The organism is Aureimonas sp. Leaf324 (assembly GCF_001423245.1).
In the GTDB taxonomy this organism is placed as follows: domain Bacteria; phylum Pseudomonadota; class Alphaproteobacteria; order Rhizobiales; family Rhizobiaceae; genus Aureimonas.
In genome coordinates this window covers 127,453-146,735 of record NZ_LMOH01000027.1, presented here as the reverse complement: position 1 = coordinate 146,735, position 19,283 = coordinate 127,453, and the positions used below count along the sequence as shown (strand labels likewise).

At 71.8% G+C, this 19,283-nt stretch carries 20 protein-coding genes; 12 read left to right on the top strand and 8 right to left on the bottom strand.

Annotation, left to right across the window (positions count from 1 at the left end; genetic code table 11):
• The 3 genes from ASF65_RS17555 to hemC form a co-directional block, all read right to left on the bottom strand.
• Positions 1–1,665 (bottom strand): hypothetical protein, encoded by a 1,665-nt coding sequence (locus ASF65_RS17555; protein WP_156369369.1) that lies wholly within the window; start codon positions 1,663–1,665, stop codon positions 1–3.
• 196 nt (positions 1,666–1,861) lie between these two features.
• Positions 1,862–2,548: a uroporphyrinogen-III synthase gene (locus ASF65_RS17550; RefSeq protein ID WP_055892061.1), complete on the bottom strand. Its 687-nt coding sequence runs from the start codon at positions 2,546–2,548 to the stop codon at positions 1,862–1,864.
• Between the two features lie 6 nt (positions 2,549–2,554).
• Positions 2,555–3,487: a hydroxymethylbilane synthase gene (gene hemC / locus ASF65_RS17545; RefSeq protein ID WP_055892057.1), complete on the bottom strand. Its 933-nt coding sequence runs from the start codon at positions 3,485–3,487 to the stop codon at positions 2,555–2,557.
• Between the two features lie 150 nt (positions 3,488–3,637).
• On the opposite strand from hemC, the gene tsaD reads away from it, so the two are divergent.
• From tsaD to ASF65_RS17520, 5 genes are all read left to right on the top strand, one after another.
• The gene (gene tsaD, locus ASF65_RS17540; RefSeq protein ID WP_055892054.1) at positions 3,638–4,747 is read left to right on the top strand and encodes a tRNA (adenosine(37)-N6)-threonylcarbamoyltransferase complex transferase subunit TsaD; all 1,110 of its coding nucleotides are present in this window, start codon (positions 3,638–3,640) and stop codon (positions 4,745–4,747) included.
• Positions 4,744–5,712: an NAD(P)H-dependent glycerol-3-phosphate dehydrogenase gene (locus ASF65_RS17535; protein WP_055892051.1), complete on the top strand. Its 969-nt coding sequence runs from the start codon at positions 4,744–4,746 to the stop codon at positions 5,710–5,712. Before tsaD ends, ASF65_RS17535 begins: the two co-directional genes overlap by 4 nt.
• A gap of 64 nt (positions 5,713–5,776) precedes the next feature.
• Complete coding sequence (locus ASF65_RS17530; protein WP_055892048.1) at positions 5,777–6,067, top strand: YciI family protein; 291 nt, start codon at positions 5,777–5,779, stop codon at positions 6,065–6,067.
• Entirely contained in the window at positions 6,067–6,504 is a 438-nt protein-coding gene (locus ASF65_RS17525) for an EVE domain-containing protein (protein ID WP_055892045.1), read from the top strand. Before ASF65_RS17530 ends, ASF65_RS17525 begins: the two co-directional genes overlap by 1 nt.
• Positions 6,505–6,549: 45 nt before the next feature.
• Entirely contained in the window at positions 6,550–6,774 is a 225-nt protein-coding gene (locus ASF65_RS17520; RefSeq protein WP_055892043.1) for a DUF3072 domain-containing protein, read from the top strand.
• An 84-nt stretch (positions 6,775–6,858) separates the two neighbouring features.
• Here the strand turns inward: ASF65_RS17520 and ASF65_RS21715 are convergent, their stop codons facing one another.
• Positions 6,859–7,002, bottom strand: a complete 144-nt coding sequence (locus ASF65_RS21715) for a hypothetical protein (protein WP_162239506.1) — start codon at positions 7,000–7,002, stop codon at positions 6,859–6,861.
• Between the two features lie 18 nt (positions 7,003–7,020).
• On the opposite strand from ASF65_RS21715, the gene ASF65_RS17515 reads away from it, so the two are divergent.
• From ASF65_RS17515 to ASF65_RS17495, 5 genes are all read left to right on the top strand, one after another.
• Positions 7,021–7,680, top strand: coding sequence for a methyltransferase (locus ASF65_RS17515; protein WP_055892040.1), 660 nt, complete (start codon positions 7,021–7,023; stop codon positions 7,678–7,680).
• Between the two features lie 56 nt (positions 7,681–7,736).
• Positions 7,737–8,564 (top strand): TIM barrel protein, encoded by an 828-nt coding sequence (locus tag ASF65_RS17510; RefSeq protein ID WP_055892036.1) that lies wholly within the window; start codon positions 7,737–7,739, stop codon positions 8,562–8,564.
• 28 nt (positions 8,565–8,592) lie between these two features.
• Positions 8,593–9,648, top strand: coding sequence for an ABC transporter ATP-binding protein (locus tag ASF65_RS17505; RefSeq protein WP_055892033.1), 1,056 nt, complete (start codon positions 8,593–8,595; stop codon positions 9,646–9,648).
• Positions 9,649–9,731: 83 nt separating this feature from the next.
• Positions 9,732–10,724, top strand: coding sequence for an ABC transporter substrate-binding protein (locus tag ASF65_RS17500; protein WP_055892031.1), 993 nt, complete (start codon positions 9,732–9,734; stop codon positions 10,722–10,724).
• Positions 10,717–12,426: an ABC transporter permease subunit gene (locus ASF65_RS17495; protein ID WP_055892028.1), complete on the top strand. Its 1,710-nt coding sequence runs from the start codon at positions 10,717–10,719 to the stop codon at positions 12,424–12,426. The genes ASF65_RS17500 and ASF65_RS17495 overlap by 8 nt, the downstream gene beginning before the upstream one ends.
• A 31-nt stretch (positions 12,427–12,457) precedes the next feature.
• Here the strand turns inward: ASF65_RS17495 and ASF65_RS17490 are convergent, their stop codons facing one another.
• On the bottom strand, positions 12,458–14,791 hold the full coding sequence (locus ASF65_RS17490; protein ID WP_055892025.1) for an FdhF/YdeP family oxidoreductase: 2,334 nt from the start codon (positions 14,789–14,791) through the stop codon (positions 12,458–12,460).
• 86 nt (positions 14,792–14,877) lie between these two features.
• Positions 14,878–15,393, bottom strand: coding sequence for a L,D-transpeptidase family protein (locus ASF65_RS17485; RefSeq protein WP_244486809.1), 516 nt, complete (start codon positions 15,391–15,393; stop codon positions 14,878–14,880).
• A gap of 124 nt (positions 15,394–15,517) precedes the next feature.
• Here ASF65_RS17485 and ASF65_RS17480 point away from each other — a divergent pair, with 124 nt between their 5' ends.
• Both ASF65_RS17480 and ASF65_RS17475 read left to right on the top strand, forming a co-directional pair.
• A complete protein-coding gene (locus ASF65_RS17480) occupies positions 15,518–16,201 on the top strand; it encodes a response regulator transcription factor (RefSeq protein ID WP_055892020.1) in 684 nt (227 codons plus the stop codon).
• Positions 16,202–16,307: 106 nt separating this feature from the next.
• Positions 16,308–16,877 (top strand): cyclic nucleotide-binding domain-containing protein, encoded by a 570-nt coding sequence (locus tag ASF65_RS17475; protein ID WP_244486805.1) that lies wholly within the window; start codon positions 16,308–16,310, stop codon positions 16,875–16,877.
• A gap of 31 nt (positions 16,878–16,908) precedes the next feature.
• Here ASF65_RS17475 and ASF65_RS17470 read toward each other — a convergent pair whose 3' ends face one another.
• Positions 16,909–18,522 carry an FGGY-family carbohydrate kinase gene (locus tag ASF65_RS17470; RefSeq protein ID WP_055892018.1) on the bottom strand — a complete coding sequence of 538 codons (1,614 nt, stop codon included), beginning with the start codon at positions 18,520–18,522 and terminating at the stop codon, positions 16,909–16,911.
• Positions 18,523–18,538: 16 nt separating this feature from the next.
• The gene (locus ASF65_RS17465; protein ID WP_055892015.1) at positions 18,539–19,267 is read right to left on the bottom strand and encodes an SDR family oxidoreductase; all 729 of its coding nucleotides are present in this window, start codon (positions 19,265–19,267) and stop codon (positions 18,539–18,541) included.
• Positions 19,268–19,283 lie beyond the last annotated feature (16 nt).

Here is a 19,283-nt window from a genome sequence, read left to right as displayed (position 1 = left end):
TCAGCCCTGCGACGAGGCGCCGACGGCGCGGTTGATCGTGTCCTGGATAAGGCGGTCGGCCTCGACGCGCGCGCGAACGTCGGCGGCGAAACTCTCGGAGGCGGTCTTGGCCGCGTCCGGCAGCTTGTCCCATTCGGCAAGCCACGCGGCGTAGTCGCCGGAGGTGACGGCCGCGTCCATGCGCGCGACAGCCGCCTGCGGCCCCGGCGCATCGGGCGCGACGCTGGTGCCGGCCGGGCGGACCTGAACCAGCGAGCGCAGGCCCGAGAGGACCTGCGTGCCGACGTCCTCGGTGGAGACCTCCGGGCGCACGGCGGACAGGATCGCCGATTCGGCCTCCTGCCAGCGCGCGTTCAGCGCCGAGGCGGTGGGCACGCCCTTGGCCGCGAAATCGCGCAAGGGGGCGACGGCCTCAGTGTCGCCGGAGGCGGTCGCGAAAGTCTCCAGTTCCGACATGAAGGGCGTGCCGCGGTCGATCGCCGACTTCAGCCCGGCGGCCGACAGGGCGACCGCGGCGCGCTTGTTCGCCTCCTCGATCGCGGCGAGGCGCTGGCCGAAGCCATCGATCGCCGACCGGACTTCGTTGGCGGCGCTCTGGGCGTTCTGGGCGGCCTGCTGCGCGGCGGAGACGCCCTGGCGCGCCTCGTCGGCGGCCCCCTGCGCGGCGTTCGCGGTGTCGCGCGCGGCATTGGCGGCGGTCTCGGCCCGCGCCGCGGTGTCGCGCGCGGTGGTCGCCGCCTCGTTGGCGGTGGCGGCCGCAGCCGCGGCGTCGCCGGTCGAGGTGCCGCCGCTCTGGATGGCACGCTCGTTGGCGGTGACGCGATCGGTCAGCTGCGTGAACTCGGCGGTGGATACCGTACCCGAGCCCGCGCCGCCGGCGGCCTGCGCGGACTGGACCTGCTCGACCACACCGCGCACCTGATCGAGGTCGCTGCGAAGCTGCTGGACGTCGCCGGCCTGGGCGAACTGCTGGGTCTGCACCGGCTGCTGCTGGCCGGGCGGCGGGATGAGGCCGCCATAAAGGGCGGTGCCGCCGAGAAGAAGGGCGATCACGGCACCGAGCGCGCCCGCGCCCAATAGAGAGCCGAAGCCTGCGCCGCCGCGGGGCTCGCTGGAATGGCCGGCGAGATAGGGGCTGTTGTCGGGAACCGAGGTCTGCGTGCGCGCGGCCTCGGCCTGCGGATGTACGGTCTCGTCGTCCTCGAACTCGCCGAGATGCCGTCGCGCCGGCTCGGCGGCCACCGCATCCTCGGGCACGAAGCCCTCCTCGCGCGCAAACTCGATCGCCGGCGATTCGTCGGCCCGCTCCGACGCGGGCCGGTCGTCGCCGGCCGGCAGCGCCTCGCCCGTCGCCGGTTCGACGCGGTCGACGCCTTCGGGCGCGGGGCTCGCCACCGCATCGTGGACGCGCCCCGCGTCGCCCGTCTCGACCACCGTATCGGCCGGAGCCGGCGCCCGGTCGGTCGCCGCGCCCCCGCTCACCACCGCCTCGTCGGCGCCCGCCACCGTGTCCGTGGCGAAGTCCGGCTCGACGGCCGACCGTTCGGCGTCGGCAGACCGCGCCAGATCCTCCGGCCCGCCGGTCGCCCCGATCCGCTCGGCCTTGCCGTCGATGATGGTTTCCGGTCTGCCGCCGGTCGTGGGGCGGCGCGGGCGATTGGCCATCCGGGTCTCCTCGAGTCGCGTCGGCTCCGAACGAAGCCGCATCCTTTGGGTTCCGGCGCACGGCCGATCCGCCCGCCCGGTTTGCGCCGGGACGAGCCGTTGCTGATTTAGCGTGTCCGCGCCAAGCTGCAACGGAGTTTGTGGACACCAAGCGCGTTCGTGAACCGGCACGGTGAAGAAGCGCGTCGCCGCCGGCTTACGACAGACGCGCGAGAAGGTCCTCGAGCGTCGGGCGTGCGCCCCATTCCGGGCGGCGCGAGGGATCGAGGCGCGCGGCCACCGCCTCCGAGAGGCAGAGCGGGCGAAGGCCAAGGCTTCGGAGCGCGGGGCGGCTCGAGGACAGCGCCTCGAAGAGTTCGGCCTGCCGGCGCGACAGGAGGAGGACGGCGTCCGGCACGCCGCCCGAAAGAACCCGGTCGATCTCCTCGTCCGTCGGCCGGCGGTCCGCCATGTCGTAGACCTCGAGCGCGCGGACGGCGACGCCGCGCGCGGCCAGCCCCCGTTCGAGATCGGGCAGGCGCACGCGCCCGGCGGCGTAGACGAGCGGCGCTCGGCTCCGCAGCGCCTCGGCGAGCGGCACGAGATCCTCGGCCCGGCCCGGCCCTTCGATCACGTCGGGAATCCCTCGCGCGTGCAGCGCTTCGGCCGTGCGGGCGCCGACCGCCAGCACCGGCGCGCCCGCGCCCGTCGCATGGGCGGCGAGCCAGGGCGCGGCATGGGCGCTGGTCGCGAGGAACCCGCCCACCGGCTCGGGCCCGAGCGGCGGCACAAGCGGGCGCACCACCTGAAGGGGCAGCAGCAGCGGCTCGTGGCCCCGCGCGCGCAGGATCGCGGCGGTGCGCGCCCCGTCCTCGGGCTCGCGCAGGACGAGGACCCGCGCCACCGCGGCTCAGCCGGCCCAGCCGGCGAAGAACTCCGGCCCCGCCTCGGCGACGAGCGCGCGGGCCGCATCGCTCGCCGCTTCCACGGCATCCGTCTGGGGGATGTGAATCTCGGTCTCGTGCATGCGCGCGCCGTCCGGCGTCAGGATCATGCCGTGGAAGCGGAAGGCGTCGCCGCGCGGCTCGGCATAGGCGGCGATCGGTGTGCGGCAGGAGCCGTCGAGGACCGCGAGGAAGGCGCGTTCGGCGAGAAGCGCGCGGTGCGTCTCCGCGTGGTCGAGCGGCGCCACCATCTCGGCGGTCCGCTCGTCGGCCGCACGCTGCTCGACGCAGATCGCGCCCTGACCCGGCGCCGGCGGAAACGCCGCGACGTCGAGGATCTCGCCGGCGACGCCAGCCGCGTCCAGCCGGTTGAGGCCGGCGAGCGCCAGAAGCGTGCCCTCCACCTCACCGCGCTCCAGCTTCTGGAGACGGGTCTGGACGTTGCCGCGGAAGATCACGAGATCGAGATCGGGGCGCAGCCGGCGCAGAAGGGCCTGTCGCCGCAGCGAGGCGGAGCCGACGCGCGCGCCCTGCGGCAGGTCGGCGATCGCCCGAACGCGGCGGCCGATGAAGACGTCGCGCACGTCCTCGCGCGGCAGGAAGGCGGAGAGGCTGAGGCCGGCCGGCACCGCGGTCGCCATGTCCTTGGAGGAATGGACGGCGACGTCGATCTGGTTGCCGAGGAGCGCTTCCTCGATCTCCTTGGTGAAAAGCCCCTTGCCGCCGACCTCCGACAGGGCGCGATCCTGGATCCGGTCGCCGGCGGTCGAGATCACCATGACCTCGAACGCCTCCTCCGGCAGGCCGTGCGCGGCCATCAGGCGGGTGCGGACCTCGTGCGCCTGGGCGAGCGCGAGGCGGCTGCCGCGCGTGCCGATGCGGAAGGGTCGGGAGGTCATGAGGCTCAGCCTTTCGATCGCAGCACAAGCAGTGGGATGCGCCGCCGGTGCGCCCCCTCCCTACAACAGGCTGGCGGGCGGGTTCCACACCAAAGCCCCGGCGCGCGCCGACGGTGGCGAAAACCCCGTGGCGCGGCTATGTGCTCCTCCATGACGCCAACAGCCCCCTCCCCCACCGGCCCGCTCGTCCTTGGCATCGAGACGAGCTGCGACGAGACCGCGGCCGCCGTGGTCGGGCGCGACGCCGACGGCCGGGCGCGGATCCTCTCCAACGTCGTCCTCAGCCAGATCGACGAGCATGCCGCCTTCGGGGGCGTGGTGCCCGAAATCGCCGCGCGTGCCCATGCCGAGGCGATCGGCGGGATCGTCCGGGCCGCGCTCGACGAGGCGGGCGTGTCGCTGCGCGAGATCGGCGCGGTGGCGGCCACCGTCGGGCCCGGCCTCGTCGGCGGGCTGATCGTCGGCGCGACCGCAGCCAAGGCCATCGCGCTGCCGCTCGGCCTGCCCTTCATCGCCGTCAACCACCTGGAAGGCCACGCGCTGACGCCGCGCCTCACCGACGGCCTCGCCTATCCCTATCTCCTGCTTCTCGTCTCGGGCGGGCACACGCAGATCCTGCTGGTCGAGGGCCTCGGGGCCTACGAGCGCTGGGGCACGACGATCGACGACGCGCTGGGCGAGGCCTTCGACAAGACCGCCAAGCTCCTCGAACTGCCCCATCCCGGCGGCCCGAGCGTCGAGCACATGGCGGACGGCGGCGACCCGCACCGCTTTCCCCTGCCCCGCCCGCTGCGCGGCGAGAAGCGGCTCGACTTCTCGTTCTCAGGGCTCAAGACTGCGGTGCGGCAGACGGCCGAGGCCAACGCGCCGCTGGAGCCCCAGGACGTCGCCGACCTCTGCGCCGCCTTCCAGCGCGCGGCGAGCGAGAGCGTCGCCGACCGGCTGGCGCTGGCGCTGGCGCGCTTCCGCGACCGCTTTCCCGATCTCGCCGACCCTGCGCTCGCGGTGGCGGGCGGCGTCGCGGCCAACGGCGAGATCCGCCGGGCGCTCGCCGCGCTGTCGGAGCGCACCGGCGTGCGCCTCGTCTCGCCGCCCCATGCCCTGTGCACAGACAACGCCGCGATGATCGCCTATGCCGGGCTGGAGCGCATGGAGGCGGGCGAGCGCGACGCCTCCAGCGCCCCGGTGCGCCCGCGCTGGCCGCTCGACGAGACCGCCGCGCCGCTGATCGGCTTCGGCAAGCGCGGAGCCAAGGCATGAACGTCGCGGTGGTGGGCGGCGGCGCCTGGGGGACGGCGCTGGCGTCGATGGCCGCGCGCGAGGGGCCGGTGCGCCTTCTCCTGCGCGACGCGGCGGTGGCCGAGGCCATCAACGTGCGGCGCGAAAATCCGGCCTATCTCCCCGGCATCGCGCTGCCCCCCGGCATCGAGGCGGTGCTGGAGCCGGCGGCGATCGGAGGCGCCGGGATCGTCCTCCTGGTGACGCCCGCCCAGACGCTGCGCACCCTGTGCCGGACGCTGGCGCCGCATCTTTCGGCCGGCGCCGCGCTCGTCCTCTGCTCCAAGGGCATCGAGCGCGACACGGGGCTCTTCGCCTCCGCCGTGGTCGAGGCCGAACTGCCCGGCCATCCGGTCGCGGTCCTGTCCGGCCCGAGCTTTGCGAGCGATGTCGCGGCGGGCCTGCCGACGGCGGTGACGCTGGCCGCCCGCGACGCGGACCTCGCCGACGCGCTGGCGCACCGCCTCTCGGGCCCCGCCTTCCGCATCTATGCCGGCACCGACGTCCTAGGCGTCGAGGCGGGCGGGGCGCTGAAGAACGTTCTGGCCATCGCGGCTGGCGCCAGCGCCGGCCTCGGGCTCGGCGCCTCGGCGCAGGCCGCGCTTGTCACGCGCGGTTTCGTGGAACTGACGCGGCTCGGGGAAGCTCTCGGCGCCGATCCCCGCACGCTGATGGGCCTCTCGGGCCTCGGCGACCTCGTGCTCACCTGTTCGGGCACGCAGTCGCGCAACTTCGCCTACGGGCTGGCGCTGGGGCGCGGCGAGGACCTCTCGACCCTGAAGCTGGCCGAGGGCGTCTTCTCGGCAAGCGTCGCGGCGCGGCTCGCCACCGAGCGCGGGATCGAGGCGCCGATCATCCAGGCGGTCGCCGGCATCCTCGACGGGACGCTGCCGGTGGCCGACGCCGTGGCCGCGCTTCTGGCGCGACCGCTCAAGCGCGAGTTCTGAAAACCGCTTGATCGCCCGGCCCGATTTGCTACGGGGCGGTCAGCCAACCGATCGGGGACCGACGATGCTGTATGCCCTTCTCTGCGAAGACCGCGCGGATGCCGGAACCCTGCGCGCCGACAACCGCCCGGAGCATCTCGCCCACCTGACGTCGCTCGGCCCGACGCTGAAGTTCGCCGGCCCCTTCCTCGACGAGGACGGCAAGCCGACCGGCAGCCTGATCGTGGTCGAGGCGGACAGCGCCGAGGCCGCGCGGGCGCTCGGCGAACAGGACCCCTTCGCCAGGGCGGGCCTCTTCTCGTCGGTCACGGTGCGACGCTGGAACTGGTCGGTCAACAACCCCGAGACCGCCTGATGGCCTTCTGGCTGTTCAAGTCCGAACCGTTCAAGTGGTCCTTCCAGCAGCAGAAGGACTGCGGCGAGGCGGGCACCGAATGGACGGGCGTTCGCAACTACCAGGCGCGCAACTTCATGCGCACCATGCAGCTCGGCGAGCGCGGCTTCTTCTACCATTCCAACGAGGGCAAGGCCGTCGTCGGCGTGGTGGAAGTCTGTGCCCTTGCCCACCCGGACTCGACCGCGGACGATCCGCGCTGGGAATGCGTCGACGTGCGCGCCGTCGCCGACATGCCGAACCCGGTGACGCTCGATGCCGCCAAGGCCGAGCCGCGCCTCAAGGACATGGTCCTCGTCACCAATTCGCGCCTGTCGGTGCAGCCGGTGACGGAGGACGAGTTCCGCACGATCTGCGAGATGGGCGGGCTCGCTTGGACGGTGGCGACGGGAACCTGACGCGGGCCGGAACGTTTCGCGAACAGTAGACACGCGGAGCGTTTGATGACCGAAGCCAATCCCAAGGCGGACGCCGCCAATTCCAACACGGTGAAGGACCCGGACGACTGGACCACCGGCGACGAGCCGATGACGGGCGCGCAAGGATCCTACCTCAAGACCCTGTGCGAGGAGACGGACCATCCGTTCGACGACACGCTGACCAAGGGCGACGCGTCGAAGCTGATCGACGAGCTGCAGGCCAAGAGCAAGCGCCTGAAGGACGCCTGATCCGGACCATCGCCCAGTTCGAAAGAAGGCCGCGCCTTGCTGGGAGGCGCGGCCTTTTCATGGGTTGTCCCGGCGCTCTTGGACTCAGCTCAGAAAGCCGAGGAACCAGAGGATGAGGATGATCGGGATCGGAATGCCGATCAGCCAGAGAAGGCCGCCTTTGAGCATGACGCGTGTTCCTGTGCTGCTGTCGCGATTGCAACCCGCCGTTATGCCGGTCGGTTCCACCGATTGTGCGCTCGCGTGATGGACGATCGTTCGCGTCGGCGCGCCTTCATCCGCGCCAACACCGCTCCGCTCCGGCCGCCGCATGTCCCGGAGATCGTCCTCCATCTCGCCGACGAGGCGCACGAGCTCTGGCTGAAGACGGAAGAGGAACTCGAGGCGATCGGCCTGCCGCCGCCGTTCTGGGCCTTCGCCTGGGCGGGCGGACAAGGGCTGGCGCGCTACGTTCTCGACCATCCCGCGTGCGTTGCCGGGCGCCGGGTCGTGGACCTTGCCTCCGGCTCCGGCCTCGTCGCGATCGCGGCGGCACAGGCGGGCGCGGCCCGCGTGCTGGCGCTCGACATCGACCCGTTCGCGCGAGAAGCCGCCGAGCTCAACGCCGCGCTGAACGGCGTCACGCTCGCGATCGCCAGCGAGGACCGGATCGGCCGGCCGGTCGAGGCGGACGTGCTTCTCGCTGGCGACGTCTTCTACGACCAGGGGTTCGCCGCCCGCCTCGCGCCGTGGTTCGACGCTCTGGCCGCCGGGGGCGTCGAGGTGCTGGTCGGCGATCCCGGCCGCGCCTACCTGCCGGCGGCGCGGGTCGAGCGGCTGGCCGTCTACGAGGTCCCGGTGACGCGCGCGCTCGAGGATGCCGAGGTCAAGCGCACCACGGTCTGGCGCTGGAAGGTGGGCGCCTGACGCTCGACGCGGGACGCCTTCCCCCGTAAAGCTCGATGCGTTCCTGGGGAGGATCCATGAGTTCGACATCGACCACGCCGTTCCAGCTGGCCGTCTGCGCCGAGACCGTCTTTGCCGCGCTGCCCGTGGCCGAGCGCCTTGCACGCCTCTCCGCCGCCGGCTTCCTGGTCGAGATCTGGGACTGGACGAAGCACGACATCAAGGCGCTCGCCGCCTCGAACGCCCGCTTCTCGTCGATGACCGGCTACGTCACCGGCCGGCTTGCCGACCGCGAGGGCGCCGACGAGCTCCTGCGCACCGCCGCCCTGTCGATCCCGGTCGCCAAGGAGATCGGTTGCCCGCGGCTCAACCTTCACGGCACCGGCCTCGACGGGAAGGGGCAGGCCGTGGTGCCCGCCGAGACGGTGACCGGCCCGATGTGGATCGAGGCCGTCGACACGCTGCGCCGGATCGCCGACCTCGGCGAGCGCGAGGGCGTGACCTTCGTCCTGGAAAACCTCAACGAGGCGGTCGACCACCCGAAGGTGCCCTTCGCCAGGGCGGCGGACACGATCGCGCTGGTCGAGGCGGTCGACCGGCCGGGCCTTCGCCTCAATCTCGATCTCTACCATGCGCAGATCGGCGAGGGGAACCTGATCGAGCTCTGCTGCCGGGCGCTGCCGATGATCGGCGAGATCCAGGTGGCCGACGTTCCGGGCCGGCACGAGCCCGGCACCGGCGAGATCAACTATCCCGCGATCGCCCGCGCGCTCGATGCCATGGGCTATCGCGGCGTGATCGGCCTCGAGGCGTGGCCGGAAGGCGACGACGAGCTGGCGCTCCAGCGCTTCCGCTCGGCCTTCAGCCTCGAGCCGCGTCATCCCACCGTCATGGAGCCTGCCTAAAGCCCCGGGCTTTCGAGAGGAACGCGGCATGGTGGGATTTCGGCTGGACGGGCTGACCAAGAGCTTCGGCGGCGCGCGGGCGGTGGACGGCCTGTCGCTGGAGGTCGCGGACGGCGCGTTCCTGGCGCTTCTCGGGCCGTCCGGCTGCGGCAAGACCACGGTGCTGCGGCTTCTGGCGGGCCTCGAGCGGCCCGACGGCGGCACGATCACGATCGGCGATCGCGTGGTGGCCGGTCCCGGCACCTTCGTCGAACCCGAAGATCGGGGTCTCGGCATGGTGTTCCAGTCCTATGCGCTGTGGCCGCACATGAGCGTCGCCGGCAACGTGTCCTTCGCGCTCCACGGCAAGGGCCTTTCGGCCGCCGAGATCGCCACGCGGACGGGCGAGGCGCTGGCGCTGGTCGGCCTCGGGGACCGGGCGGCGGCGCGGCCGCACCAGCTGTCCGGCGGCCAGAGGCAGCGCGTCGCGCTGGCCCGCAGCCTCGCGCTGCGCCCCAAGCTCCTCCTCCTCGACGAGCCGCTCGCCAATCTCGACCCGGCGCTGCGCACGGGGCTCGCCGCGGAGTTCCGCCGCCTGCATGCCGAAACGCGCACCACCTTCGTCTTCGTCACCCACGACCAGGCGGAAGCGCTGGCGCTCGCCACGACGATCGCGGTGCTGGACGGCGGCCGGCTCCAGCAGTGCGCGGCGCCCGAGGAGTTGTGGCGCCGGCCGGCCTCGCCCGCGGTCGCCCGCTTCATCGGCGACGGGCGCCTCCTGCCGGTCGATGTCATCCGTCGCGCGAGCGGCGGCGTGGAGGTGGCGCTCGGTGCGGCGCGCCTCCTCATGCCCGGCGACGCGCCCGCGGGTCCCGGTTGGCTCTGCGTGCGCCGCCAGGGCCTCGTCCTGACGGATGCCGGATCGCCGGACGGTGCGCTGGCAGGCTCGGTGCGGGCTTCGCGTTTCGAGGGCGGCGCCTATCTCCACGACGTCGCGGTCGGGGACGACATTCCGGTCGAGGTGCATGGGCCGGTCTCGCTCCCCCCCGGCGCGCCGGTCCGGCTGCATGTCACCGACGGCTGGGTCATTCCGCGCGGGCCTTAAGCCGACCATAGAGTTTCACGCCCCTGTCATGTTGGGGCGATAGCGGGGGCCATCTCCCGACCGTCTCGAGAAGGATCAAGCTCATGTCGCGCCGCCTCACCGCCAGCCTCGCCGCCCTCGCCGGCATCCTTCTGTCGGGCTCCGCGCTCGCCGCCGACGCGTCCGGCGCGATCACGCTCTACACCTCGCAGCCGAACGACCAGATGACCGCCGTGGTCGAGGCGTTCCGCAAGGACAATCCGAACGTCACCGTCGAGATCTTCCGCGCCGGCACGACCGAACTGATGGCCAAGCTCCAGGCCGAGTTCGCGGCCGGCGGCTCGCCCGCCGACGTCGTCCTGATCGCCGACACGGTGGCGATGACGCAGCTGAAGGAGGCCGACCGCCTCCTGCCCTACGCCGAGGCGCCGGTCGAGGGCATCCCGGCCAATCTCGTCGATCCCGACCGCACCTATTTCGGCACCAAGCTGCTGACCACCGGCATCGTCTACAACACCGACAAGGTGAAGACCGCGCCGACCTCGTGGAACGACCTGAAAGCCGAGGACGCGGCCTCGCAGCTGATCATGCCGAGCCCGCTCTATTCCGGCGCGGCCGTGGTCCATGTCGGCACGATGACGCAGGCGCCGGCCTTCGGCTGGGACTACTACGAGGCGCTCGCCGACGGCGGCGCCGTGGCCGGACAGGGCAACGGCACGGTGCTGGAAGCCGTCGCGCGCGGCGAGAAGAGCTACGGCATGATCGTCGACTACATGGCGATGAACGCCAAGGCCAAGGGCTCGCCGGTCGCCTTCGTCTTCCCGTCGGAAGGCGTCTCGACCATCACCCAGCCGGTCGCGATCCTGAAGGGCACCGACAATCCCGACGCCGCGAAGGCCTTCGTCGACTGGCAGCTCGGCCGCGCCGCGCAGGAGCAGTCGGTGGCGCAGGGCTACTTCCCGGTGATCGAGGGCATGGCCCCGCCCGCCGGCTATCCCGATCCGAAGACGCTGACCGTGCTGGCGACCGATTCCGCCAAGCTGGTCCAGGACGAGGCCGACCTCAAGGCGCGCTTCTCCGACCTCTTCGGTGGCTGACAGCACCGCAACCCTCGAGGCCGCCGCACCGGAGCGGCGGCCCATCGCCCGCGCGGCACTGCGGCCGGAGACGGTACTGGCGGCCGCCCTTCTCCTCGTCGTTGCGCTGATCGGCACGTGGCCGCTCCTGCGCCTTCTGTCGCTCGGTCTTGCGGCCGGCGACGACGGCGCGGCCTTCGGCAATCTCGTGGAGGCCTGGGGCTCGCGGGCGATCCACCGCGCCTTCTGGAACACGCTCGCCGCCTCGCTCGGTGCGACCGCGATCGCGGTCGGGCTCGGCGCGGGCCTGGCGCTCTTGGTGGCGCGCCTGCCCGCCCGCCGCCGGGCGCTCCCGACCTTTCTCCTTCTGTCGCCGCTCCTCGTCCCGTCGCAGATCATGGCGCTGGCCTGGATCGAGCTCACCGGCCTCGTGCTGCCGCAGGCGGGCCGGATCCTCTACTCCGGCCCCGGCGTCGCGCTGCTGCTGGGCATCGAGGCGATGCCGCTCGTGTTTCTGGCCGTGCGCGCGGGGCTGGCGCTGGTGCCGGGCGATCTCGTCGATGCCGCGCGCATCGCCGGGGTTCCGCACGGCCGCACCCTGCGTCGCATCGTCCTGCCGCTGCTCGCGCCCGCGATCGCCGGCAGCGCGGCGCTGGCCTTCGCGGCCTCCGTCGGCAATTTCGGCATCCCGGCGCTTCTCGGCATCCCCGGTCGCTTCCCCATGCTCACCACCCTCGCCTACCAGCGGCTCAACGGCTTCGGCCCGTCGGTCCTGCCGCAGGTGGCGATGATCGCGCTGGTGCTGGTGGCGCTGGCGCTGGCGGCGCTGGCGCTGCGCAGTCTCGCCCTGCGCGCGCTCGCCGTGCCGGTGGAGCGCGTCGGCGGCCAGCCCGCCGCCCTCGACCGAACGGCTCCGAACGGCCTCGCGCCGGCACTGGTCTGGATCGGCGTCGCGGTGGTCGCCGTCCTGCCGATGCTCGCGCTCGTCGCCGGCGCCTTGACGCCCGCGCTCGGCGTCGCCCTGACGCCGGAGACCGCGACGCTCGCGCAGTTCCGATCGGTGCTGGCCAGCGACGCCATCCGACGCGCCCTCTTCAACTCGCTGGCGCTCTCGCTCGGCATGGCGGCGGTCGCCGGCGCCCTTGCCGTGCCGCTCGCCTATCTCGCGACGGTGCGGCGAAACCCCGTCGCGCGCATGGCGGGGATCGTGGCGGATGCCCCCTTCGTGGTGCCGGGCACCGTCCTCGCGCTCGCCTTTATCCTCGTGTTCCTGCCGCCGCTGCCCGGCGTCGGCGTGTCGCTCTACGCAACGCCCTGGATCCTGGCGCTCGCCTATCTCGCGCGCTTCCTGCCGCTGGTGACGGCGCCGGTCGCAGCCTCGTTCGCGAGCCTCGACCCAGCGCTCGACGACGCAGCACGCGTCTCGGGCGTCGGCCTCCGGCGGCGTATGGTGTTCCTCGCCCTGCCGCTCGCGGGCCGGGCGACGGCGGCCGGCATGCTGCTCGCGGCGCTGACCGCCTTCAACGAACTGACCGTCTCGGCGCTCCTGTGGTCCGCGGGCACGCAGACCGTTGGCGTCATGGTGTTCTCGCTGCAATACGAGGGCAACTCGGGCGAGGCGGCGGCGCTCTCCGTTCTCGCCACGCTCCTCGTCGCGGCCCTCGCCGTCCTCGCCGACCGGCTCGGACGCGGCGCGCCGGGCGCCCTGCCCTGGCGCGACTGACCCTCGCGGGCCGGCCGCGCCGCCGGCTCTGCTATTCGGCCGCGACCGCCGCGACGCGCGCCTTCGCCACGCGGATCGGCACGGATTTCGCCGCCGGCACATGGCTGTCCTTGGCGTGGTGCCAGAGCGGGATCAGGCGGTTGAGCTCGGGATAGTAGCCGCCGACATCCCCCTTCGGCAGCTTGAAGGCGTGCACCCGCAGGCCCTCGACGCGGCGCTCCACCCCGTCGTCGGCATGGGTTTCCACATCCACGAAGTCCTGATCCTCGAGCCCGAGGCGTGCCATGTCGTCGGCGTTCATCAGGAGGATCATCCGCGAGCCCGAGATGCCGCGCAGGCGGTCGTCGTAGCCGTAGACCGTGGTGTTGAACTGGTCGTTGGAGCGCAGCGTCATCAGCGTGAAGACGTCCGGCCCGCGCGTGTCGATGTCGGGATTGGTGTCGAACCCGTCCTCGGGCACGTGGAAGTTGGCCTTGCCGTTCTCGGTCTTCCATTCGCGCCGGCATGCGGGCAGGTCGCGGTGGAAGCCGCCCGGCTGCAGGAAGCGCTTGTTGAAGTCCTTGAAATACTGCGGGTAGGCGCGCTCGATCTCGTCGCGCACCAGCGCGTAGTTGCCGACCCACGCGTCCCACGGGATGCTGGATTTGCCCGGCACGGTCGCCTTCGCCATCTCCGCGACGATCTTCGGCTCGGACAGGAGTTCGGGCGAGGCCGGCGGGCGCCAGCCCTTGGAGCCGTGGATGCAGGCGGTCGAATCCTCGACCGAGACGGTCTGGTCGCCGCTCGCCTGCCGGTCGCGCTCGATGCGGCCGAGGCAGGGCAGGATGTAGGTGACCGCGCCCGGCAGGAGATGGTTGCGGTTGAGCTTGGTCGAGATCTGGACGTGGAGGCGGAGGTTCCGCCACGCCTTCTCGATCGCCTCGGTCTCGGGCACCGCGCGCGAGAAGTTGCCGCCGAGCCCGATGAAGGCCTTCACCGAGCCGTCGATGATGCCCTGGCAGGCCTCCACCGTCGCCATGCCCTTCTCGCGCGGCGGCTCGAAGTCGTAGAATTCCTTGAACTTGTCGAGCGGGGCGAGCTCCGGCTTTTCCGTGATGCCGACCGTGCGCTGGCCCTGCACGTTGGAATGGCCGCGGATCGGCGAGATGCCGGCGCCCCGCTTGCCGATATTGCCGCGCATGAGGAGGAGGTTCACCACCATGCGCACGTTGGCGACGCCGTGGCGGTGCTGCGTAAGGCCCATGCCGTAGTGCGCCATCACGGCGTTGGAGCGGGCGTAGGTGCGGCCGACCTCCTCGAGCTCGGCGCGCGTGAGCCCCGAGCAGCGCTCGATCTCCTCCCAGGTCGAATCGCGCACGAAGCGCTCGAACGCTTCGAAGCCGTGGCAATGCTCCTCAATGAAGGCGACGTCGAGGACACGCGGGGCGCCCTTTTCCTTCGCCTCGTCGTCGAGCTGGAACACGGTCTTGGCGATGCCGGTGATGGCGGCGATGTCGCCGCCGCACTTCAGCTGGAAGTACTCGCTCGACATCTTGGTGCCGGCGCCCGGCGACAGCATCTCGACGGGCGACTGCGGGTTCTTGAAGCGCATCTGCCCGCGCTCCTCCACCGGGTTGAAGGTGAAGACGGGCACGCCGCGCTTTCGCGCCTCCTGCAGCGGGTGGAGTAGGCGCGGCGCGTTGGTGCCGGTGTTGTGGCCGAAGAAGAGCATCATGTCGGAATGCTCGAAGTCTTCGTAGACGATGGTGCCGACGGGCGAGCCGATCGACAGCGGCAGGCCGACCGAGGTCGATTCGTGGCACATGTTGGACGAGTCGGGCAGGTTCTGCGATCCGTAGACCCGCGCGAAGAGCTGGTACATGTAGCTCGTCTCGAGCGAGGCGCGGCCCGAGGCGTAGAAGATCACCGATTTCGGGTCGAGCGCCTGCAGCTCCCGACCGATCTCGGCGAAGGCGCTCTCCCAGGACACCGGCACATACTGGTCGAGCGAGGCGTCGTAGCGCATCGGCGTCGTCAGGCGGCCGTTCTTCTCGAGGTCGTAGTCGGGCCAGTCGAGGAGTTCGGACACCTTGTGGCGGGCGAAGAAGTCGCGGTTGGTGCGGCGCTTGGTCTGCTCCCAGATCGTCGCCTTGGCGCCGTTCTCGCAGAACTCGAACGTGTTGGCGTCGGCGGGTTTGGCCCAGGAGCACGACACGCAGGCGAAGCCGTCCGGCTTGTTCTGCTTGTAGAGCGTGTTCCAGATGGTCGAGATCGCCAGCCCCTCGGCGAGGCTCTTCTTGGCCAGCGACTTCACCGAGCCCCAGCCGCCCGTCGGCTCGTCATAGGGTTCGACCGTGGGCTCGGACTGGATCTCGCTACGTTTCATGACGGCAGGCCTCGGTCGGAACGAAAAGGAAGGACCAGAACCTTGGACGCGCGAGGGGGCCTGCCGGTTCCCCCGCCGCGCGGATCCTATCGTCGCACCGCCATCCGCGCGCCCGGCCGAAGGAACGGCGCGAGGCGCCCCATGTCCCGGCGCGTGACCGCGACGCAGCCCTCGGTCGGTCGCAAGCCCGGCCGCGCGATGTGGAAAAAGATCGCGCTGCCGCGCCCGCGCGCGCGCGACCGGAGGTTCCAGTCGAGCACCACGACGACATCGTAGAGCGCGTCCTCGCGCTGCATCGTCTCGGCGCTGGCCGCGAGCGGCAGGCGCACCGCGCGATTGTAGGCGGCATGACCGGGCTCGTCGCACCAGCCGTCCTCGGCCCGAGCGCGGCGGAGCGGGAGGCCGGGCAGCCGGAACGGGCCCCCGCGCCGCCCGCCCCGCACGAAGGCCGCGACGACGGCCATCTCGGCGAGCGGCGTCGCCCCGTCGCCCTCGCGCTTGCCGCTGGTGATGCCGGAGCGGCCGAGAGCGCAGGGAATGCGCAGAGGACCCGCCGCCAGAATGCCGCGCCGCGGGTCGAGCGGCGAGGCGCGAACCGTCAAAAGCGGGCCCGAACGGGGTTTCCTTGGCCGAGGGGGTGGAAAAAGTCGCATGGCGCTCACAAATTATTACAGAGCCGGGCGCGAAGCAGTCGTCCGACCGGATCTTGCAAACGAAGGACCCTGGATGAGCGTACGTAGCATTCTCATTGTCGATGACGACGACGACCTTCGCACGACACTGGTGGATCAGCTCGCCCTCCACGAGGAGTTCCAGGTGCTCCAGGAGGCGAACGCCACCAAGGGCATCCAGACCGCGCGTGCCAACCTGATCGATCTCGTGATCATGGATGTCGGCCTGCCGGACATGGACGGCCGCGAGGCGGTGAAGACGCTGCGCAAGGGCGGCTTCAAGGCGCCCGTCATCATCCTGACGGCGCAGGACGGCGACGCCGACACGATCCTCGGCCTCGAATCGGGCGCCAACGACTATGTCGCCAAGCCCTTCCGCTTCGCGGTGCTGCTTGCGCGCATCCGCGCCCAGCTGCGCCAGCACGAACAGTCCGAGGACGCGACCTTCCAGGTCGGACCCTACGTGTTCAAGCCGAGCCAGAAGGTCCTCCTCGACGAGAAGGGCGGCAAGATCCGCCTGACCGAGAAGGAAACCGCGATCATCCGCTATCTCTACCGGGCCGACCGGCGCGTCGTGACGCGCGACGTCCTTCTGGAAGAGGTGTGGGGCTACAATTCGGGCGTCACCACCCACACGCTCGAGACCCACGTCTATCGCCTGCGCCAGAAGATCGAGCCCGAGCCCTCCAACGCCCGGCTGATCGTGACGGAGTCGGGCGGCTACAAGCTGATGCCCTGACCCGAACCGCCGGTTGTGTGGCCGGCTGGAAACGCCGCGGGGCGAAGGGGCCGCGCGGCGACGTCATTGTCCTGCTTTGGGCTTCACGCGGCGGCGATTTCCTGCGATGTCCGAAGCGGGCGCCCCGCGCCCGGCAGGGGGCGTGAAGGGTGTTTCGGTCGGCATGAGCCTGGAAAGCGACATGGAGCTTCTCGGCGGCGTCTCCCTGTTCCAGGACCTGACGCGCGACCAGCTGCGGCTTCTGGCCTTCGGCGCCGAGCATCGCCACCTGCGCTCGGGCGAGATCCTGTTCCGGGCCGAAGCGCGCGCGGACGCCGGCTTCATCGTGGCCTCCGGCACGGTCAACCTCGTCGACGGCGAGGGCGACGCGCGGCGCGTCGTCGAGACGGCAGGTCCGGGGTCGCTTCTCGGCGAGATGGCCCTCATGGCCGACACGCGCCGGCCGGCGACGGCGGTCACCGCCACCGACTGCGACTTCATCCGTATCTCGCGCCCGCTGTTTCGCCGGATGCTGCAGGAATATCCCGAGATCGCCGCGATGCTGCACGCCCGCATCGCCGGCGAGCTCGAGGCGATGACGGCCCGTATCCTCGCCCTGTCCGACGTCTTCGACTACGATGACGAAACGGACGCGCCGGACGCCCCGCCGGCCGGCGACGGCGAACCCCGCGCCTGACCGGGCGGCGACCCGGTGTGGTTTGGCCGGCCTAAACCGTTCCCATCACCTCGCGCACCCGCCGCTCGGCCGCCTGCAGGGTGCGATAGGCCTCGAACTTGGCGTCGTGGAAGGCGGCGACCGCACCGCCGGCGGGCTCGATCGTCTCGCCCGCGCGGCACATGCGCGTCGCCGCGGCGGCCAGATCCGGCGCCGCGCCGCTCGCGACGACGCCGAGCATCGCGCTGCCGAGAAGCACCGGCTCGGCCGTTTCGGGCAGTACCACCGTCGTGCGCGTCGCGTCCGCCAGGATGCGCCGCAGAAGGGGCGAGCGCGAGGCGCCGCCCGAGACCACGATCCGCTCCAGCGGCACGCCCTTCGCCCGCATCGCCTCGACGATGTCGCGCGTGCCGTAGCAGAGCCCGCAGAGCGCGGCGACGAAGAGGCGCACGATGGCGTCCTCGTCGGCGGCGAGCGTCAGGCCGCTGACCGTGCCGGTCGCATGCGGGTCGGCATGCGGCGAGCGATTGCCGAGATGGTCGGGCACGACGTGAAGGGTGGCGGCTAGCCGGGCCGCCGCCTCCACCGAGCCGGCGAGCGCGACGGCGCGCGCCTCGAGATGGTCGAGGACGCCCCGGCCCTCGCGCTCGGCGGCCTCGCGCGCGGCGGCAAAGCCCGGATGCGAGCCGACGAGGTGGTCGAGCGCCGCGCCGTAGCCGGACTGCCCGCCTTCGAGAAGCCACGCGCCCGGCAGCATCGCGCCGAAATAGGGGCCCCAGACGCCTTCCACGAAGGCGGCTTCCGCCGTCACCGCCATGGCGCAGGCCGACGTTCCCATGATCAGCGCGAGATCGCGCCCGACGCCCGACACCGTGCCGACGCCGCCGGCATGGGCGTCGATCAGGGCGGCGCCGACCGGCGTGCCTGATTTCAGCCCGAGGTCGGCGGCGGCCTCGGCCGTCAGGCCGGCGCCCACCGGCTCGCCGATGTCGAGGACTTGCCGCCCGATGCGCCGAAAGCCCTCGTCGGCGAACTCGCCGAGGCCGATCGTGCGGAAGTAGTCCTCGTCCCAGCGCCGCTCGTGGGCAAGGTAGGTCCACTTGCAGGTGATGGTGCAGACCGAGCGCGCGGCCGAGCCGGTGGCGCGCCATGTGAGATAGTCGGCAAGGTCGAAGAAGTGCTCGGCCCCGTGGAAGGTGTCCGGCTTGTTCTCCTTCAGCCAGAGGAGCTTCGGCGTCTCCATCTCGGGCGAGATGCGCCCGCCGACATAGGCGAGCACCGGGTGGCCGGTGGCGTTGATCCGCTCGGTCTGCACGAGCGCCCGGTGGTCCATCCAGACCACGATGTCGCGCTGCGGGTCGTTCGAGGGACCGACGGCGAGCGGCCGCGCGCCGGGGCCGACGGCGACCAGCGAGCAGGTGGCGTCGAAGCCGATGCCGCGAACGCGCGCCGGATCGCCCCCGGCCGCCCCCAGCGCCTCGCGCACGCTCTCGCAGATCGCGCGCCAGATGTCGGCCGAGGACTGCTCCACGATCTCGCCGGGCTCGCGCCACATCCGGATCGGGCGCTTGGCGGTGGCGACGAGACGCCCGGCCTCGTCGAAGAGACCCGCGCGCGCGCTGCCGGTTCCGACATCGATGCCGAGGAAGAGATCACTGGCGGTCATGGAAGGAGCCTTCGGACTAGAGGTCGACGCCGTGCGGCAGGATCACGAGGTCGCGGATCACGACGCCTTGCGGGCGTGTGACCATGAAGAGCACGGCGTCCGCAACCTCCTTGGCCTCCATCAGGCTCTTCGAGGCGCGCGCCTCCTCGAGCTTGGCGGCCGGCCAGTCGTCGATCAGCGGCGTGATCACCGGGCCCGGCGCGACGGCGCCAACGCGGATGCCGTGCTTGATGACCTGACGGCGCAGGGTGTGGACGAAGGCCTGGATGGCGAATTTCGAGGCCGTGTAGACCGGCTCCCAGACGACCGGCACGAGGCCGGCGACCGAACTCGTGACGATCACGTCGCCCGAGCCGCGTGTCGCCATATGCGGCAGGACGGCATGGATCGAGCGGAAGGCGGCGTTGATGTTGAGATTGAGCATCCGGTCCCAGCGGTCGGGGTCGCCCTCGATCACCTCGCCGCCGACATAGGCGCCGGCATTGGCGTGGAAGATGTCGAGGCGCCCGGCCTTTTCGAGGATCTGCGGCATCATCGTGTCGACGCTGGCGCCGTCGGTGAGATCGATGCGCACGGCGTGGGCGCCGGCCCCGAGCGCGGCGCAGGCGGCTTCCAGACGGTCGGCCGCGTGGTCGACGAGGACGACCTCGGCGCCTGCCGCCAGGAAGGTGCGGGCGCATTCGAGGCCGATGCCGGACGCCCCGCCCGTGACGGCGGCGACCTTGCCGGAGAGATCGAAGTTCATGGGTGCTGTTCCCGAA

Excerpts from the sequence above, each read along its gene's own strand:
- ASF65_RS17555 (WP_156369369.1), bottom strand. The coding sequence starts at position 1,665 with ATGGCCAATCGCCCGCGCCGCCCCACGACCGGCGGCAGACCGGAAACC.
- hemC (WP_055892057.1), bottom strand. The coding sequence starts at position 3,487 with ATGACCTCCCGACCCTTCCGCATCGGCACGCGCGGCAGCCGCCTCGCG.
- tsaD (WP_055892054.1), top strand. The coding sequence starts at position 3,638 with ATGACGCCAACAGCCCCCTCCCCCACCGGCCCGCTCGTCCTTGGCATC.
- ASF65_RS17535 (WP_055892051.1), top strand. The coding sequence starts at position 4,744 with ATGAACGTCGCGGTGGTGGGCGGCGGCGCCTGGGGGACGGCGCTGGCG.
- ASF65_RS17530 (WP_055892048.1), top strand. The coding sequence starts at position 5,777 with ATGCTGTATGCCCTTCTCTGCGAAGACCGCGCGGATGCCGGAACCCTG.
- ASF65_RS17525 (WP_055892045.1), top strand. The coding sequence starts at position 6,067 with ATGGCCTTCTGGCTGTTCAAGTCCGAACCGTTCAAGTGGTCCTTCCAG.
- ASF65_RS17520 (WP_055892043.1), top strand. The coding sequence starts at position 6,550 with ATGACCGAAGCCAATCCCAAGGCGGACGCCGCCAATTCCAACACGGTG.
- ASF65_RS17515 (WP_055892040.1), top strand. The coding sequence starts at position 7,021 with ATGGACGATCGTTCGCGTCGGCGCGCCTTCATCCGCGCCAACACCGCT.
- ASF65_RS17510 (WP_055892036.1), top strand. The coding sequence starts at position 7,737 with ATGAGTTCGACATCGACCACGCCGTTCCAGCTGGCCGTCTGCGCCGAG.
- ASF65_RS17505 (WP_055892033.1), top strand. The coding sequence starts at position 8,593 with ATGGTGGGATTTCGGCTGGACGGGCTGACCAAGAGCTTCGGCGGCGCG.
- ASF65_RS17500 (WP_055892031.1), top strand. The coding sequence starts at position 9,732 with ATGTCGCGCCGCCTCACCGCCAGCCTCGCCGCCCTCGCCGGCATCCTT.
- ASF65_RS17490 (WP_055892025.1), bottom strand. The coding sequence starts at position 14,791 with ATGAAACGTAGCGAGATCCAGTCCGAGCCCACGGTCGAACCCTATGAC.
- ASF65_RS17480 (WP_055892020.1), top strand. The coding sequence starts at position 15,518 with ATGAGCGTACGTAGCATTCTCATTGTCGATGACGACGACGACCTTCGC.
- ASF65_RS17475 (WP_244486805.1), top strand. The coding sequence starts at position 16,308 with ATGTCCGAAGCGGGCGCCCCGCGCCCGGCAGGGGGCGTGAAGGGTGTT.
- ASF65_RS17470 (WP_055892018.1), bottom strand. The coding sequence starts at position 18,522 with ATGACCGCCAGTGATCTCTTCCTCGGCATCGATGTCGGAACCGGCAGC.
- ASF65_RS17465 (WP_055892015.1), bottom strand. The coding sequence starts at position 19,267 with ATGAACTTCGATCTCTCCGGCAAGGTCGCCGCCGTCACGGGCGGGGCG.